Genomic DNA, 16,350 nt, shown 5'->3' with positions numbered 1-16,350 from the left:
CTGTTATTTTATCATACGCATGTTTAAAATTTTAATAAATGAAAACCTGGTTATTTATAATTTGATAATTGAAATTGCTTGTTAGCTTAAGCTGCTGCAGCGCCTTGTCAAGCGTTATATTTTCAAATTTTCCGGTTAGAGTCAACTTTTTCAATTCTTCCTTTTTAAAAAGGATGGTGGTGCTGTATTTCCGCTCCATCATTTTTGCTACCTCCCCAAATTCCATGGTGTCAAAAGCTACTTTATTTTTGGTCCATCCGGCTTCTGCAGGTAAAGAATCCCTTTTACTCTGGTGGATTTCACTGAGCTCAACTATCGCTTTTGACGTGGTATCGGTTGACTTATACCGTGATGCCGATGTTTCTACCGGTTGATTGAATACCGTCAGTTTTTCCGAAGGCTTTAAAATAATTTGTCGGTCAGGGTTTTTCAGTACAGTAAGCTCAATAACACCGCGTATTAAAGCTGCTTCGGAAGTGTTATCACCCGGATAAGATCTGACATTAAACCGGGTACCCAGAACCCTGATTTTTATTGTTGGCGTTGTTATTATGAACGGGTGTGCCGGGTCTTTAACGATATCGAAAAAGGCTTCGCCTGATAAGGTTATCTCCCGGTGCCTGGCATCAAATGTGTTTTTATAGGCAAGCTTGCTGCCTGCATTCAGGATAACCGTACTGCCATCGGGTAATTGTATATTTGTAATTCCCCCCATTGGTACCTTAATCTCACAGATCCCGTTTTTTTGTCGGTTGACCTGAAATAGATCAATGCTATGCTACTACAAAATAAAATGACAGCCGCTGCTGCTATCAATATGTAGTTGAGCCTTCCGCGATGCATCGATTGGATCGTTTCGGCTCGGTATTCATCTTCAACATAAGCATCAGGCCTATTATTTAACTGAGATTGTAACTGCGCCCATCGTTCTTCTTTTGGCTCATTATCACATCCTTTTGATATCGGATATAATCGCCAAAGATGCTCCAGCATGGCTATAGGGTATTGTGACCCGCCATCTTCCTTCAGGATCTGGTCTATCTCTTCCAGTTCCTCCGGAGTTGCCGTATTATTCAGCTTTTTGTAAATAAGTATCCAGGTATTGTTGACCATAAGTGTTTTCTAATCTTATAGACAATCAAAAATTGCCCGGCACGGGGAAGGAAGAAAAATATTTTTTAATGAAATAAAATGAGAGCTTCCTTATTTGGAGGAAACCAGGGGAGCATTTTTTTTGTAATTCAGGCTTTCTGACAGTTTTTTCAGGGCAATGCTCATATGGTATTCGATGGTTCTTACGGATAAATTAAGAAGCTCGGCAACTTCCTTGTGCGGAAGACCATCTTCTTTGATCATCTTAAATACCAGCTTACACTGCGGGGGCAGGCTATTAACTGCATGCTCTATTAAAAGCTGAAAGTCTGCCACGATCATTTGGTCCTCAATATTCAGGGTAACATCTTCAATTTCTGCCTTAACGTCGTCGATGTTAAAATGTATCGGGAAGTTTCTTTGTTTCAGGAAATTCAGCGATTTGTTTTTTACCGCTTTGTAGATATAAGAAGTGAAGTCAGTAATGTCTGCCAAAAGTTTTCTCCGTGACCAGATCGAAATAAAGGTATCATTCACTACTTCTTCTGTAGCCTCGGCAGATCGCACGTAGAAAGAGGCCAGATTATACAGCCTTTTATAGTATTGAAAATACAGCACCTTGAAAGCCTGCTGATCATCTTCAAAAGCTATTTTTTGTAACAAGTCCTGAATAGTGGTTTCGTTCATACTGATATCCTAACATCCAGAGGTAATTCCCAACTGATGCATATTATTATAATGGGTTATAGTTTTGGTTTTGGCAGAGTCTGACCTGTGATTATTAAATAAGACAGCAGAACAGGATTGTTATACTCAAAAATTTCAGGAAGATTTAACGAGGCATTGAAGTGGCTATGTCAAATAAGTAAAACAACTGGCTTTTAATCAAGGGATTTCGCACGAATTATATTTAACGAAGATTCGACCAAGCGGCAAAATACCTTCGAAATAGAAGTATACATAGTCTTTGCGATTCAATATTGAAAGTGGGCATCCAGCTGATAGAAATTTAATATATAGTTTATTAATTGTTATATTTACAATTAATAAAGGCTTGAAGTAAGTTGTTACTGGCACTTTCATTAATTAGGGAGTGTTAAAACATCCTCTCAAGTGTAAATAATTCTGCCTGACCCGAATAAATCTTTTGGAGGGAATTTAAAAGAAAAAGCCCTAAATCATTTGATTTAAGGGCTTTTGAAGCGATTTTACGCTGCTTTTGTACTGACAGCGGGAGATTGATTGAACACATTTACGGCTTCCTGATGGTTGTAGTGCGGATTTTAGTGCTTCCCGAATATTTCCAGGTCGTCTATCCGTTCATAGGAGGAAAGAAAATAAAGCCGGTACCGCTGGTACTCCACATCCGGGTTATCGATCTGGGCATAACAATTCCGGACAAAGCCCTGCACGGCTTCTCATATTCGTCCTTTATGTACCGGGATATTATAAATGACCTCGCAGCCGACTACCATTTAATCGTACCTGATTATCCGGGCTTTGGCTTAAGCAGGCGGCCGCCGGTGTATGGGTTTGATTACTCATTTGATAACCTGGCCGCTGTGATGGAGGATTTTTATAAGCCAAATTAACCTAAAACACTTTAGTTTATACACGCAGGATTACGGGGCGGCTATAGGTTTCCGTTTGGCGGTAAAACATCCGGAGTGGATAAGCGCGCTAATTGTTCAGAATGTAAATGCTTACAGTGAGGGATTAGGCAGCGGCTTTAAAAAGATAATGACAATGGAAGATGTTGGCGATAAGGCTGAGGTTGAAAATATCCTTAAATCCATCATTTCATCTGAAGGCATCAAGGTACAAAATACACCGAGGGTGCAGCTAACCCCGCTCATATCAATCCCGATGCTTATTTAATGGACTATCAATTTATCAAAGGGGAAGAAAACGAGCCCATCCAAAATGCGCTGTTTCAAAACTACCATACCAATTTAACAAAATATCCCGACTGGCAGCGATACCTTCGCCAGCATCGGCCGCCTGTGCTAATTGTAGGGGGCAAAACGACCCGATATTAAACTTTCCCAGGGCTTTAGCTTATCTAAAGGACCTGAAAAGCGCGGAAGTGCATTTATTGAATGGCGGGCATTTTGCACTGGTGGAATACTATACCGAGATTACGGCTTATATCCGGTCGTTGTTACCAAGTAAGGGCATCAAGTAAACTTTGTTTTTAAAAGCACAGCCCTAAAATAATCGGCCGCGGGATGTGCATCCTGCTGAGATGCTTTGTGAAGCTATCGCTTGATGAATTTGTCCCTTAAGAGACGCTGCATTACTGCGTCGTGAAAGTTTAAACCAATTGTGATTTTAACCCCGCCCAGCCTTAGCATATTGCCTTCAATGGTTTGCACGTTATTTAGGTTAACGATATGGCTTTTGTGCACCTGCATAAATTTGTCGGCCGGCAGTTTCTCCAGGATGCCTTTAATGGTGAGATACACAACAAATTTACCTCCGTTAGTATATAGCGTAAGGTAATTTGCCATCGCTTCTATATAATTCAGCTCGGCATATAAAATTTTTTCTATTTTGCCTTCACACTTAACAAAAAAATGATCTGGCTTCGCGTCTGTATAAGACGTCTTTTTTTGTTTAAGCGATTTTAACTCCAGCGCTTTTTGAGTGGCTTTTAAAAAACGTTCGAGGCTAAAGGGCTTTACTAAGTAGTCTACAACAGCCATTTCAAATCCATCCAACGCATATTGGCCGTAAGCCGTGGTCATGATTACCATGGGTAAATTTACGGATGACCGTAAAAAATCTAACCCATTCATTTTGGGCATATTGATATCCAGGAATATCATGTCTACCTCCAGCTGGTTAACCAGTCCTGCTGCCTTCAATGGATTTTCGGCAGTACCCACCAAAACCAAAAAATCTGTTTCTTCGATATATTCCTGCAGTAATTTACGGGCAATAGGTTCATCGTCAATGATCAGGCAGTTAAGTTTCATAGATCGAAAAGTGTTAGAATAATTTCATAAGTGTCTTCTTTATCCACTATAAGCAGTTCATGTTTGCCGGGATAAAGCAGTTCGAGGCGCCTTTGGGCATTGGCTATACCTAAGCCGGAGGCAACCGTTGGCGCTTGATTGATGAAGGCATCCCTGGTATTGGCGATCGAAAATATCAACCTGCCGCTGCTGTAGTTTAAATTGATGTCGATGCGGTTTGCCGTGCACTCGTTAAAGCCCACGTATTTGAACGCATTTTCAATAAAGGTGATCAGCAGCAAAGGCGCAACCTGAATATTACCGTTGATTTCGCCAATGTTGAAGGAAACGGCGATCCGCTCATCAATCCGGCTTTTTTGCATAGCGATGTAATTGCGGATGTAGTTCAGTTCCCTGTTCAGTTCTATTTGCTCTACATTACATTCATATAATTGGTAGCGCAGCATTTCAGAAAAAACCAGTAGCATACCGCGGGCATCTTTGTTCGATTTATCGATATGACCGTAAATAGAATTGATGGAGTTGAATAAAAAATGTGGATTAAACTGAGCCCTTAAAAAATTCAGTTCATTGGTTGCTTTCTCTTTCTCTATCTGCTCGATATAGATCTGAGAACGGGTCTTTTCGATCACCATTTTTGCGGCGAGTATACAAAGTACCCAAAACAGGATATTGATGAACGAGTCAACAAAAATGGTCAACAAATCGAAATGTGGGGTTGGCACTTTAAAAATATAGGTAACCACCAGTATGGATACTGGTATGCGGATAAGCGCAGTAAGCACGATGCCACCAATAAACAGGATACCGAATTTTACATACCGTTTTTTGTTAAGCAATCTGGGTATGGTGTACAGCGCGTTAAAATAGTAGTTTGCCGATATAAACGCCAGATAACAAAACTGTATGGTAATGGTATGGGTAAGCACCAGCGCCCCGTTTCTGAAAATAAATATCCAAAAAAAGTAGGCCAGCGCCCAAAACAAAAGATGATATATTATTTTATTGATCTTCAATACCGGGTTCAAATTACAAGTAAGGTAAGAAAAAGACATTTAATTTTTCTATTGCGGTTCTGCCCCATCTGGGAAGGCCTGCCCTTTATGGCAGGTGCTGCATTGTACAACAAGAGCCGGGTCTCCCAATCGCGGGTGTTTGTTTTGCAGCCAGCGCTTATTCAGGTCGAGCGTCATGCGCATCATGGTACGGGTTATGGCCTTTTCGGGCTTGGCATCACTGGCAAAATCAAGGCCATGTCCATCCGGGGCATTAGCATGGCAAAAGCCGCAACTTACACCCAGACCATCTTCAAAATCGTCAGCCATGATACTTTGCAAGTCTCGCGAACTGATGTTCTTAGGCAGGACTTTCAAATTGGTATATTTAGCACTATCGGAAGACCTGATGGTGGCCGCAGCGGTTAAAAACACGGGCAGGGCAAGGCTTACTATCGTTAGGAATTTCTTCATTTTTTTGCGATCAGGTTAATGTTTACCTCCACCTCATCAGACACGGTGCTTGTTCCTCCCAGGCTAAAATCTTTCCGTTTCATTTTAAACGAACCCTTAAAGGCATAACCATCTCCTAAAGGTTCTGCCATGAATGGGAATGTTACGGTTTGCGATTTTCCTTTTATCGTCAGCAAACCATTAAACTGGTATGTGGCTTTCCCGGTAGCCGTGATCTTGTTAGATTCCATTCTGATCCTCGGGTTATTTTTAATGTCAAAATAGCCTTCCTGTTTCAAATGTTCGTCCCGCAGACTGTTATCTGTATTTACAGTAGCAGCGTTAATGGTTACGTCGATTTTGCTGCCCGACGGGTTTTGAGGGTCGAAGTTGATGGTCCCATCAAAGCCACTAAAAGTCCCCTCAACGCTGAAGCCCAGATTTTTTATGGTAAACTTTAAGGATGATGCTGCTTCAACGGGTTTGTATTGGGCCAGGCTGGTTTTTGACACACCGGCTATCAGTATCAGTAATATGATTTTTTTATCATCTCAGGTTATTTCTGTTCGATCATGGATTCTGCCAATATCAGCGGCGTATCTGTTATAGCCAGGGTATGGTTGTGTTCCACATAATTAACGCTGGTTAGACCCAGAAAGCTACGCAGTTTATCAGCAGGAACTTTCATTGGCCCCGGTGATGGTGCCGCGCCGGGTGCGGGTTGCGGGAACGCGGTAGAATTGGCCGTATGAAAAGTAATATTACCTTCAACTTTTTGAATGGTTTGATGGATATGCCCATTCAATACCGACACCGAACCGAAGCGTTTTAATAAAGTCAGGACCTGTCCGCTGTCATCTGTTCCCCAACCCCATTGCGGATAAATGGCCCAAAGCGGAATATGGGCGAATACCACAATAGGCGTACTGTTTGATAGCGGCTTCAGGTCTGCCTCCAGCCATTTTAACTGGGCAGCACCGATATAACCCAATCCGCCATCTACATGGTTAGTTACGTTATTAAGGCCAATGAAGTGAACGCCGTGCGAATCAAAGCTGTACCATCCGTCGCCAAGTGTGCCTTTACCGTAGCGTTCCAGGTATAGCTTGCCGTTATCGGTAACATCATGTTCGCCGGGCACATAAAAAACCTTTTCAGTTTTTACGCTTTTTAACGATTGTTCGAGCGTATCAAACTCATCAGCCTGTGCCAGATGGGTCAGGTCGCCGGTATGTAATACAAAAGATGGCGTTACCGGCATGGTATTGATTTTGGAGATGGCGGCATTTAGTGTCCCTACCACATCTGTATTGGCCGGCTTGGTAAAGCCGATATGGCTGTCGCTGATCTGCACAAAACTGAAATCAGATTTCGGCATAACAAGCCCTTTTTGCAAGGTCCCGGTCGTTTTATCTATCATCTGGCTCATCCCATACGATTTTAATATGCCGCCCGACATCATCCAAAGCACACCGGTACCGGCCCATGCCATGCATTCAAGGAAACCTCTGCGGTCAATACCATCGTTATTTGCTTGCGGGGTGTGTTCATCCCCGTTGTGAAAATGGTTTTTCATGATCTTTGTTTTATTTATTTTGTACGAAGTACCATCAACAAAAACCACTTTCGCAAAATTTTACACCAATCGGGAAATATTCTTGATGAATACAGTTTCCTTAATATTTCCGGATTGTTATCTAAAAGGAAATTACTGCCGTAAGGTGATTAATGAGCGTCTCCCAGATTACTGATCTTTTAGACAAACAACAACTTAGCGTCATACAAAAAATAAAAAAATACAAACCTGTCTGTATGTTTAAATTAATTTTTACATTTGTGCCATGAAAACAAGTGCCGTAAGAAACCAGATCGTAGAAACCGCATCCAGATTGTTTTATAAGCAAGGCTATAATGCCACCGGCATTAACCAAATTATTGAAGAGGCAGGGGTTGCGAAAGCATCCTTATACCAGCATTTCCATTCAAAGGAAGATTTGCTGGTAGAATACCTCACTGTAAAGGGGGCAGAAACGAATGCTGCACTGAAAGCCGAAGCTGAAAAATTTGAAGCACCGAAGGAAAAGGTACTCGCGGTGTTTGACTTTTTAGCGGAGGTCTCTGTGCAGCCGGAGTATTATGGCTGTAATTTCCTGAATATTGTTTCGGAACTGCCGGTTGACAGCGAAAGGGTACGGGGGATCATACGCAAACAAAAAGATGGTGTAAGGGCCATGTTTGCAGATATATTGAGGCCCGTACATAAGGAAAAACTGGCGGACGAGATTGTATATGCTGTTCGACGGTGCGCTGATTACCAACAAGGTACACGGCAATGGCTGGCCAATTCAGACAGCGAAAACACTGGCAGGAAAAATCTTATAACTAAACATCAGCCAACCACGGCAGCCGGGTTGGAAAAAAATTTAACTCAATTAAAACAGACTTGTCTGTATATTATCATCAATAAACAAATAAAAGAATGAAAACAAAGAGCATCGTCGCCTCGCTATTGCTGGGCAGTGTATTTAATTCAAGCCCTGTAGTCCATGCAGCAACTCAAGCGAAACAGGCGGCTCATCAAGCACCTAAAGTAAATGGTACTGCAGGCGTGTATTTCAGGACCATAAAAGTGGATGGTTTAGACATCTTTTACCGGGAGGCCGGAGATAAAAGCAAACCCACCATTTTATTGCTACATGGCTTTCCATCTTCTTCCCACATGTTTCGCGACCTGATCAGGGACCTTGCCCCTAACTATCATTTGATCGCGCCGGATTATCCGGGCTTTGGACAAAGTAGTGCGCCGGAGCCAACAGCATACAACTATACGTTTGATAACCTGGCTGCAACCATGAACCATTTTATCGACGCGCTGGGTTTAAAGCAATTTAGCCTTTACGTGCAGGATTATGGCGGCCCTGTAGGCTTTCGCATCGCAAGTGCAAGGCCCGGATTGATCCAGTCCATTATCGTGCAAAATGCTAACGCCTACACCGAAGGATTGGGTGATGCACTGAAGCCTTTAGTGGCCTATATTCAAAACCCCGGCGAATCCACTATTGGCCCGATTAAAGGGGTCTTAAGCATAGAAGGAACCAAATGGCAATATACCGATGGTGCGGAAGATGTGTCGGAAATAGACCCCGACAGCTACATCACCGATCAATATTATTTGAACAGACCGGGCAACCAGGATATACAGCTTGCTTTGTTCCGAAACTATGGCACTAACTTACTTTTATATGCAGAATGGCAGGCTTATTTCAAGAAACACCAGCCATTAGCCCTGGTTATTTCGGGTAAGAATGACAAGCTCTTCATTGCCGCAGGAGCGATGGCCTATAAAAAAGACCTCCCGAAGGCAGAGATCCATCTATTGAATGGCGGCCACTTTGTGCTGGAAGAAAAACACGAGGAAGCGGCCGGCCTCATCAGGTCATTTTTGTTAAAAAACAACATCAAATAATTTATTCGTGAAATTAAAACAGACTGGTATGTATGTTATATGAACGAATACATTGCATTTTTCCTGTTAAGGGCCGGGTTAGGCTTTAACATTATTGCTTCACGGGCTGGTTAGGCTTAAGAATGGCCGTTCATTATTCTTAAACGCACTGGGCCGGGAGTTTGAAGGCTCAGGCTTGCCGCCTGTTGTTACAATAGCCACCGGCAACAGCCTGCCTTACCGGGAAACTGGTATCGGCTTGCTACTGGTATGCGGGTTGGAAACTCAGGGTGTACTGATAGCGGGCTGACTGTTGATGTTTCTCTTACTTACCGGCAAAAGCCTGGTTTTGGATTGGGCCACGGTTACTTTTCAAATGATTTATATCCTGGTGTACTGCATCCTACTGTTTTACCTGCAATTGAACAGTATTTCAGCGGACGTATTTTTCTCGCTGAAACCTTAATTCCTATAAATATCAAACCATTTTAAAATGAAAAAAACAACAATTTACTACAAAAATGAAACCGTAAACGGCGTCAATATTTTTTACCGGGAGGCCGGGAGCAAAGAGAATCCTACAATATTACTATTGAATGGGTTCCCTTCATCATCTATTTCTTTCCGCGACCTGATTAATGACCTGGCAGGCGATTACCATTTGGTGGCACCGGATTACCCGGCGTTTGGAAACAGCGAAGTACCATCTCGCGATGAATATGAATATACGTTCCATAACCTGTCAGTCACGATTGAGAAATTTATCGACCAGATCGGTTTGAAGCAATTCAGCTTATACGCTTTTGACTATGGCGGCCCGGTAGGTTTCAGGATCGCCGCCCGCAGGCCCGAGTTGATCCAATCATTGATCATCCAGAATGCGAATGCTTACATAGAAGGTATCGGCCCGGCTTTCGGATTGGCGATGCCGTTTTTACAAAACCGCAACGCTGAAACAGAGCAACCGATCAGAGGATTAATGACCCTGGATGGCATCAGGATATTCTACTTTGACGGGGCTGAAGACCCGGCAAAAATAAACATGGATGGCCCTGTGATGGACTTGTATTACCTGACCAGGCCGGGACTGATAGATATTCATTTAGACCTGTTGCATAACTATTCTAATAACGTGGCTGAATATGCGAACTGGCAAAATTATTTCCGCACCCATCTGCCGCCTACTTTGCTCACCTGGGGTAAAAATGATCAGTTCTTCCCGCTGGCTGCTGCTGAAGCTTACAAAACAGACCTGCCGCACGCCGAACTGCATGTTTACAACACCAGCCATTTTGCCCTTGAGGAATATCATGCGGAGATTGCGGAGAATATAAGGGAGTTTTTAACCAGGAATAATATCCGGTAGATTAATTAACCTGTTTCCCGTTCTTGTCAAACCTAATGATGAGTGCGGGAAACTTTATAAAAGTAAGTTATGAATAACGTTTCCTATATAGCGGCTACAATGATGGTTGGGATGTGCCTGCCGGTTATGGCATCCAGTAACGGCGCATTGGGAAAGACACTGGGTAGTCCGTACTTGGCGACTTTATGCGCCTTTTTAATCGCGGCGATAATAGTAAGCTTGGTGATAACCGTTACCCGCACGCCTTTGCCTGGTATCGCGCAAGTGTTAAGTACGAATTGGGTGATGTGGCTTGGCGGAGTTATCATCGCCATGAACATCTTAACCTTCAGTATTGTACCCCAGAAGATTGGTGCGGGTAATACCATCATTTTTTTATCGCCGGGCAAATCATCTCATCGGTGCTTATAGAACATTATGGCTGGCTGCATTACGCTGCGCACCCTGTAAACCGGGCTCGGGCGGGTGGTATCGTACTTTTGGTTACCGGCGTAATACTGATCAAAAAGTTTTAGGCTTCGCAAAATTTCAACTTACAAAATAATCCTATAAGTATGGCAAAGAAACAAATAATATCAGAAAATGAGTTCAGTAATGTGTTTTCCCGTAGAGGGTTTATCGCAACTACCGTTACCGGCTTACTTGCCACACAAATCCCCTTAAAAGCGGTAGGCTCCGGGAAGGGATCAAGATCAAATAGCGTGAAGAAAGCAATTTTATTTGATGGCTTTGTGATTTTTAACCCGGCACCAGTATTTGCGCTTGCCGCAGAATTGTTTGGAAGCCAAAGCACTGAATTAGTTGCCCTATGGCGAACGAAACAATTTGAATATTCGTGGATATTGACTGCGGCCAAACAATATAAGGATTTTTGGCGGGTGACGGAAGATGCACTCACGTTTGCAGCAGCAAAAATAGGCTTGGCCATGACTGATGAGAACAAAGCGCGGTTAATGAACGTCTATTTAAATCTCGACATCTGGCCTGATGTTGTTGCAGGGCTGGAAACTCTGAAAAAGATGAATATCAGCTTGTCCTTTCTGTCCAACTTTACGGTGGACATGCTTAAGTCTTCTTTAAAGAAAAACAATATCAGCCAGTATTTCGACCATCTGCTAAGCACCGATGAGGTACGTGCCTTCAAGCCGAGCCCCGCTGCCTATCAAATGGGGATCGACACTTTAAAACTACCCAAGGACGACATCGTTTTTGCGGCCTTCGGTGCCTGGGACGCCTGCGGCGCTAAATTCTTCGGTTTCCCCACATTTTGGGTAAACCGGGGCGATAGCACTCCCGAGGAACTGGGGGTGTCTGCAGACGTAGTTGGGAGGGAACTGCCGGAACTGATCGCCTATATGAAAAAATAGCGGGTACGGCGTGCCTTTTAGCGAAATGGAATTGACCCGCGCAGCAGCGGGCAAACGGGCTGATTTTTGAAAAAACAGCTTCCTGCCGGTTGAACGCCCCATTAAGTGTGGAGGCATCCCATATCAAAACTGGCTTGCATTAATTCAAATAGAATAAAGGCCAATCGCTTTTTGTCGACAACAATGCCAGGAAACAAAAGGAATCGAATAAACTGGGAGATCTTCTATATTAAATTTTAAGATCAAGTAAAAATGACTTTTGGTGCCCTGGTGATTTTTTCTCTTGCTGCCTGCAAAAAAGATGAAAAATCTACGCTTCCTACAGAACAGCTGAATAACAACACGGTAGAAACTGTACTGAATTCCCAGCCGCTCGTAGAATCCGGGACCTTCCAGGGATTAGTACGCCTGCGTTTATCCGGCTTGACCAATCGACGAATAAGTAATGTGGCAGTTGCTTTAGCCGGCATCGTGAATTATCGAAGGTACATAATCGATGCTGATTGTTTTAACATTGGCCGCATAACCGGTGATTTCTTATAAATTGATGTAAGGTTTCCCGGAATATGTCGTCTAAACTGCTAAAACCATAATTATTAATCATCATGAAAACACCAAATTTCTTAAAAATAAGCATTATCGTGCTCTTGACATGTACGATTTTGGCGGGTTGCAAAAAAGGGAGTACGCCAACCGCTACTTTGAATGAGAGGATTGATGCGTCCCAATCTAAACCTGCAAGCAATAGCGGCGATTTTAGCAATGGCCCATACGGCACCGTCACGGGTACTGCCAGGGTCTTTTTAACGGGAGGCAAATATCAACTAGCCCTGGAGGGTTTTTCTACCAGTAACGGGCCGGATCTTAAGGTTTATATCAGCCAGGAACAAAATCCGGTTCATTTTATAAACCTTGGGTCGCTAAAATCTACTTCCGGCAACCAGGTGTATGATATCCCTTCGGAAGCGAACGTGAAAGATTACGCATACGCTTTGATCTACTGCCAGCAATACCACCATTTATTCGGTTATACACAACTCACTTTTTAATCGGGGCATATCATGAAAACTATATATATATTTGCTATTGCCATGGTAATAGCCTTAAACGGGTTTGCACAGGGCTGCAGCGATGCAGGGTTTTGTAGCCTTGGCGTATTGAAAAATAATATTGAAGATACAGTAGGCACATTGCCCAAAAAACATGCTATTGACTTTGGCATAAATTACGGGTTAGGAGAACAGAATACCAGCACGATCAATACTTATGTCCAATACCAGGTAAATTTAAACAATCATTTTTCTTTTCAATCAAAATTAACCGCAACGTATGCTACTGGCTTTTTAGGGCATGCATTTAATATCGGCGATGTGTACGGAACGCTCAATTATACACCCCGTTTAAATTCGGCCAATAGCCTTAATTTCATTGGCGGCATAAAGATCCCGGTGAGCACCGGGAACGATAAAAATAATGAGGGCAAGCCTTTGCCTTTAGATTACCAGGCAAGTATCGGCACTTACGATGCCATTGCAGGTGTTAACTATATCGTAAACCGGACATGGGAATTCGATGCGGCTGTACAGTTGCCTGTCATACAAATAAATAAGAGTACGTATTTTCCTGATGAATATAATGACCCGAGGGCACTGGAATTCGCGCCAACCAATAATTTCAGGCGAAAAAGCGACCTGCTTGGCCGGATTGGTTATTACATCCACTTACCACAGTCTTCCCTTACGCTTAAACCCAGTCTTTCAGCGGTTTATCATATTGGAGATGATGCCTATGAAAACAAATTCGGTTATAAGACTTCGATCGATGGATCACAAGGGCTTACGTTAAATGGCAGCATTGTCGCCACAAAGACTTTCAAAAATGCGAACCGTTTTGAAATTGTTGTCGGAACGCCGTTTATCGTGAGAAAGATAAGGCCGGATGGATTGACCAGAAGCGGTGTGATCAATTTTCAATACACAATTGCTTTTTAACTTAATGATGATCCAACCATGATTGATCAAACAGCGATCCGGCTATTAAAAAAACAGATGCCATCCCCTACGAACTTTTATTGCTTGCAGATGAGGAAATGCAAGCTATTGAACGTTATATATTCCAATCGGCTATTTATGTGGCTGAAACCGGCGGCATCGTAATTGCTGTTTACGCACTTTATCCCATTGACGAACACAGCGCAGAGATAAAAGCCATCGCTGTAAACGAGGCTTGGCAGAACCAGGGGATCGGCAAGCTGTTGCTCAAAGATGCAGAGACCAGGGCTACGGAGCAGGGTTTCTGCGAACTAATCATTGGTACACCCACCATCGCCGGAAAGCAATTAGCCATTTACAAAAGAGCAGGTTTTGAATTATTTGAAATCAAAAAAGGATTCTTTTTGACCTATTATTCAGCACCGATATTTGAAGATGGCGTCCGGCTAACGGACATGGTTTATTTCGGTCTGTTCTTCGACCTTGTCAAATGGCTTGCGTCTTACGATAGCCGCTACTTTCTTTTTCTTCCCTGGAATTGTTTTCATTTTCTTGTCTTTAGTGACAAGCTATAGCAGGACGAGACAATTAACCATTTATGAATTTAAAACTGTAAAAAGTTGAAAACATCGCAGTCTTTTGGTGGGCATTTAACCATCAAAAAGAAAAAGCAAAAAATGGCGTTGCCAGCGGTTATGCCATTGTTACCGTTATTAGAAGAGCAGCACCAACAATCCGTTTCAATGGTTATAACAAACCCTTATGCAGCATCTGCGCCAACCAGGCCACCTGGCTGTCGCTTTGCGGAAATTTTCCAAAAACGAGTACTTCCTGTTCAAAACTTTTGAAGGCAGCATTCAATGTTTCTGACAAAAAATCAATGTCTTCCTTTGTCAGTTCGCCAATATCCTTGTTTTCTACGCCCCATGCGATGATTTGACTGACAACGGCAACCTCTTTTTCAGCAAATCTCCTCAATTTGAATATAAAGCCTGAAGGGTCTAAACGCAAGTCGTCAATGGCTAACTTGTACTTTGAGACCATCTGACGGAGGTTCTTTAATTTGGTGATATTAAAAGATTCGATATTAGCCGAAAAGGAGCGCCTTTTACTGATGGTAGCTTCGCTCTCCGCCAGGCAATTCAAAAAAATCTTCTCGCAAACCGCATCCAGCACTTCCTCCTTATTTTTAAAGTAATGGTATATGGTGCTTCGGCCTTTCTTACATTCATTAGAAATATCCTGCATGGAAACCCGGAGATAACCGTAACGCTCGAAAACCGCTTCAGAAGCTAAAACTATTTCTTCCCGCACCTGATCATTTTCTACTCTTTTCATAGTCGACAAAAATACATTATTTGTTCAATACGGGCGTCGTCTTTTATTATATGGGCGCAAAGTACCCGACTTGAAGAATTTATGACAATTAAATTGAAAAAAATACAAATACAAAAAATGTATATTTGTCGAAATTAAAATAAATTGGTTTCGGGAAGATTGATTATTGCTCACCCCAATTAGGTAGAAAAAGAACGAAATCTGATGTTTCCTATGAACAAAAAATCGACAAAAAAACAATAAACGTTCAATTAACTCAATGAAAACAACGATCACACTGGCCGGAGCGGTATTAACTGCCCTATGGATTACCGGCTGCTCCAACAACAGCAAATTGAAGCCGGGACCTGATACCCTCACGGTAAAAGTATTTAATTTGTCGGCAGAGGCCCAGGCAATCAATGATCGCATTGTTTATGACGGAACCCTGGAAGCAGAAAAAACGATCGACCTGAGTTTCCAGGTTTCGGGTACCATTTTGTCATTCCCGTTCAAAACTGGTGATTACGTTAAAAAAGGTCAACTGGTGGGGGCTGTGGATGAAACCACCTACCGCAGCCAATACAACGCACAACTGGCGCAGGCTAAACTGGCCAATGAAAACTATACCCGTATCAGCGAGGTTTTTAAAAAGGGAAGCGTTGCCGAGATCAAAATGCTGGAGGCTAAGTCCAATTACGAGCAAGCGACTTCAGCTGCTAATGCAACCTACCAGAATATAGCACATACACATCTTTACGCCCCGGTAAGCGGATATGTTGGCGCTAAAATGGCAGAAGCCGGTGCGGTGGCCAATCCAGGCCAGCCGGTGTTACAATTATTGGATACCCATTCGGTAAAGGTGCTGGTCGCCGTGCCTGAAAGTGAGATCAACCACTATAAAGCCGGAACCCCGGCATTCATAAAAATCGATGCGCTCGGCGATCAGACTTTACAGGGTAAAGTGACCGAAGTCGGCATGCTTGCTTTGAACGGCAGTGCCAATTACAATCTAAAAATAGCCTTACCCAATACCAGTGCCCAATTAAGGCCAGGCATGCTATGTAAAGTGTCATTTGGCGCAGCAGATAAAAAAGGCAATACGTCAGTGGATACTAAAGAGATCATCGTACCTGTACAGGCTGTACAGGTTGACGATAAAGGAAACAACTTCTTATTCATTATGAATGCCCAAAATAAAGCGGTACGTAAAGATGTGACCACCGGACAGCTTTACAGCAACGGTATCGCCATCAAGTCAGGCCTGTCAGGTAACGAACAAGTGATTACCTCCGGCTATCAGAAGCTTGCCGATCAAACCCCTGTTATCGTTAGTAAATAATCGC

22 protein-coding genes and 1 pseudogene are annotated in these 16,350 nt (G+C 42.9%); 14 read left to right on the top strand and 9 right to left on the bottom strand.

Annotated elements, in window-relative coordinates; genetic code table 11:
- Positions 1 to 31: 31 nt before the first annotated feature.
- The 3 genes from ACRQ5D_RS32930 to ACRQ5D_RS32920 all read right to left on the bottom strand — a co-directional run bounded on the left by ACRQ5D_RS32930 (position 32) and on the right by ACRQ5D_RS32920 (position 1,779).
- Positions 32 to 715, bottom strand: coding sequence for a FecR family protein (locus tag ACRQ5D_RS32930; protein WP_431198839.1), 684 nt, complete (start codon positions 713 to 715; stop codon positions 32 to 34).
- Entirely contained in the window at positions 664 to 1,113 is a 450-nt protein-coding gene (locus ACRQ5D_RS32925; protein ID WP_431198838.1) for a hypothetical protein, read from the bottom strand. The genes ACRQ5D_RS32930 and ACRQ5D_RS32925 overlap by 52 nt, the downstream gene beginning before the upstream one ends.
- Positions 1,114 to 1,203: 90 nt before the next feature.
- Positions 1,204 to 1,779: an RNA polymerase sigma-70 factor gene (locus tag ACRQ5D_RS32920; protein WP_091169963.1), complete on the bottom strand. Its 576-nt coding sequence runs from the start codon at positions 1,777 to 1,779 to the stop codon at positions 1,204 to 1,206.
- 551 nt (positions 1,780 to 2,330) lie between these two features.
- On the opposite strand from ACRQ5D_RS32920, the gene ACRQ5D_RS32915 reads away from it, so the two are divergent.
- The 3 genes from ACRQ5D_RS32915 to ACRQ5D_RS32905 are packed head-to-tail and all read left to right on the top strand — an operon-like array spanning position 2,331 to position 3,131.
- Positions 2,331 to 2,684 carry an alpha/beta fold hydrolase gene (locus ACRQ5D_RS32915; RefSeq protein WP_091169960.1) on the top strand — a complete coding sequence of 118 codons (354 nt, stop codon included), beginning with the start codon at positions 2,331 to 2,333 and terminating at the stop codon, positions 2,682 to 2,684.
- Between the two features lie 55 nt (positions 2,685 to 2,739).
- Complete coding sequence (locus ACRQ5D_RS32910) at positions 2,740 to 2,970, top strand: hypothetical protein (RefSeq protein WP_091169957.1); 231 nt, start codon at positions 2,740 to 2,742, stop codon at positions 2,968 to 2,970.
- Positions 2,970 to 3,131, top strand: a complete 162-nt coding sequence (locus tag ACRQ5D_RS32905) for a hypothetical protein (protein WP_432327897.1) — start codon at positions 2,970 to 2,972, stop codon at positions 3,129 to 3,131. Before ACRQ5D_RS32910 ends, ACRQ5D_RS32905 begins: the two co-directional genes overlap by 1 nt.
- Positions 3,132 to 3,350: 219 nt before the next feature.
- Here ACRQ5D_RS32905 and ACRQ5D_RS32900 read toward each other — a convergent pair whose 3' ends face one another.
- Genes ACRQ5D_RS32900 through ACRQ5D_RS32880 form a run of 5 tightly spaced genes read right to left on the bottom strand, consistent with a single transcriptional unit; the run spans position 3,351 to position 7,094 of the window.
- Complete coding sequence (locus ACRQ5D_RS32900) at positions 3,351 to 4,070, bottom strand: LytR/AlgR family response regulator transcription factor (protein ID WP_091169953.1); 720 nt, start codon at positions 4,068 to 4,070, stop codon at positions 3,351 to 3,353.
- On the bottom strand, positions 4,067 to 5,125 hold the full coding sequence (locus ACRQ5D_RS32895; RefSeq protein ID WP_091169950.1) for a sensor histidine kinase: 1,059 nt from the start codon (positions 5,123 to 5,125) through the stop codon (positions 4,067 to 4,069). The genes ACRQ5D_RS32900 and ACRQ5D_RS32895 overlap by 4 nt, the downstream gene beginning before the upstream one ends.
- A 9-nt stretch (positions 5,126 to 5,134) precedes the next feature.
- A complete protein-coding gene (locus ACRQ5D_RS32890) occupies positions 5,135 to 5,539 on the bottom strand; it encodes a c-type cytochrome (protein ID WP_091169946.1) in 405 nt (134 codons plus the stop codon).
- Entirely contained in the window at positions 5,536 to 6,030 is a 495-nt protein-coding gene (locus ACRQ5D_RS32885; RefSeq protein ID WP_431198835.1) for a YceI family protein, read from the bottom strand. Before ACRQ5D_RS32885 ends, ACRQ5D_RS32890 begins: the two co-directional genes overlap by 4 nt.
- Positions 6,031 to 6,074: 44 nt before the next feature.
- Entirely contained in the window at positions 6,075 to 7,094 is a 1,020-nt protein-coding gene (locus ACRQ5D_RS32880) for a metallophosphoesterase family protein (RefSeq protein WP_091170313.1), read from the bottom strand.
- Between the two features lie 265 nt (positions 7,095 to 7,359).
- Here ACRQ5D_RS32880 and ACRQ5D_RS32875 point away from each other — a divergent pair, with 265 nt between their 5' ends.
- The 10 genes and pseudogenes from ACRQ5D_RS32875 (at position 7,360) to ACRQ5D_RS32830 (ending at position 14,262) form a co-directional block, all read left to right on the top strand.
- The gene (locus ACRQ5D_RS32875) at positions 7,360 to 8,001 is read left to right on the top strand and encodes a TetR/AcrR family transcriptional regulator (RefSeq protein WP_432327894.1); all 642 of its coding nucleotides are present in this window, start codon (positions 7,360 to 7,362) and stop codon (positions 7,999 to 8,001) included.
- Entirely contained in the window at positions 7,998 to 8,984 is a 987-nt protein-coding gene (locus tag ACRQ5D_RS32870; RefSeq protein ID WP_091169932.1) for an alpha/beta fold hydrolase, read from the top strand. Before ACRQ5D_RS32875 ends, ACRQ5D_RS32870 begins: the two co-directional genes overlap by 4 nt.
- A gap of 94 nt (positions 8,985 to 9,078) precedes the next feature.
- Complete coding sequence (locus ACRQ5D_RS32865) at positions 9,079 to 9,273, top strand: hypothetical protein (protein ID WP_091169928.1); 195 nt, start codon at positions 9,079 to 9,081, stop codon at positions 9,271 to 9,273.
- A 183-nt stretch (positions 9,274 to 9,456) separates the two neighbouring features.
- Positions 9,457 to 10,329, top strand: coding sequence for an alpha/beta fold hydrolase (locus ACRQ5D_RS32860; protein ID WP_091169925.1), 873 nt, complete (start codon positions 9,457 to 9,459; stop codon positions 10,327 to 10,329).
- A 69-nt stretch (positions 10,330 to 10,398) separates the two neighbouring features.
- Positions 10,399 to 10,844: pseudogene (locus ACRQ5D_RS32855) on the top strand (DMT family transporter).
- 39 nt (positions 10,845 to 10,883) lie between these two features.
- Complete coding sequence (locus ACRQ5D_RS32850; protein ID WP_091169920.1) at positions 10,884 to 11,696, top strand: haloacid dehalogenase type II; 813 nt, start codon at positions 10,884 to 10,886, stop codon at positions 11,694 to 11,696.
- 252 nt (positions 11,697 to 11,948) lie between these two features.
- A complete protein-coding gene (locus ACRQ5D_RS32845) occupies positions 11,949 to 12,239 on the top strand; it encodes a hypothetical protein (RefSeq protein WP_091169918.1) in 291 nt (96 codons plus the stop codon).
- 62 nt (positions 12,240 to 12,301) lie between these two features.
- Positions 12,302 to 12,745 (top strand): DM13 domain-containing protein, encoded by a 444-nt coding sequence (locus tag ACRQ5D_RS32840; protein WP_091169915.1) that lies wholly within the window; start codon positions 12,302 to 12,304, stop codon positions 12,743 to 12,745.
- Between the two features lie 12 nt (positions 12,746 to 12,757).
- A complete protein-coding gene (locus tag ACRQ5D_RS32835; protein ID WP_091169911.1) occupies positions 12,758 to 13,687 on the top strand; it encodes a hypothetical protein in 930 nt (309 codons plus the stop codon).
- A gap of 80 nt (positions 13,688 to 13,767) precedes the next feature.
- On the top strand, positions 13,768 to 14,262 hold the full coding sequence (locus ACRQ5D_RS32830) for a GNAT family N-acetyltransferase (protein WP_431198831.1): 495 nt from the start codon (positions 13,768 to 13,770) through the stop codon (positions 14,260 to 14,262).
- Positions 14,263 to 14,434: 172 nt separating this feature from the next.
- On the opposite strand, the gene ACRQ5D_RS32825 is transcribed toward ACRQ5D_RS32830, so the two are convergent.
- The gene (locus ACRQ5D_RS32825) at positions 14,435 to 15,025 is read right to left on the bottom strand and encodes a TetR/AcrR family transcriptional regulator (RefSeq protein ID WP_091169907.1); all 591 of its coding nucleotides are present in this window, start codon (positions 15,023 to 15,025) and stop codon (positions 14,435 to 14,437) included.
- Between the two features lie 259 nt (positions 15,026 to 15,284).
- Here ACRQ5D_RS32825 and ACRQ5D_RS32820 point away from each other — a divergent pair, with 259 nt between their 5' ends.
- Complete coding sequence (locus ACRQ5D_RS32820; protein ID WP_091169904.1) at positions 15,285 to 16,346, top strand: efflux RND transporter periplasmic adaptor subunit; 1,062 nt, start codon at positions 15,285 to 15,287, stop codon at positions 16,344 to 16,346.
- Positions 16,347 to 16,350 lie beyond the last annotated feature (4 nt).

The organism is Mucilaginibacter sp. P25 (assembly GCF_050859465.1).
GTDB classification, from domain to species: domain Bacteria; phylum Bacteroidota; class Bacteroidia; order Sphingobacteriales; family Sphingobacteriaceae; genus Mucilaginibacter; species Mucilaginibacter gossypii.
Note: the sequence above shows the minus strand (reverse complement) of the source record. Positions and strands in the feature narration are given on the sequence as shown.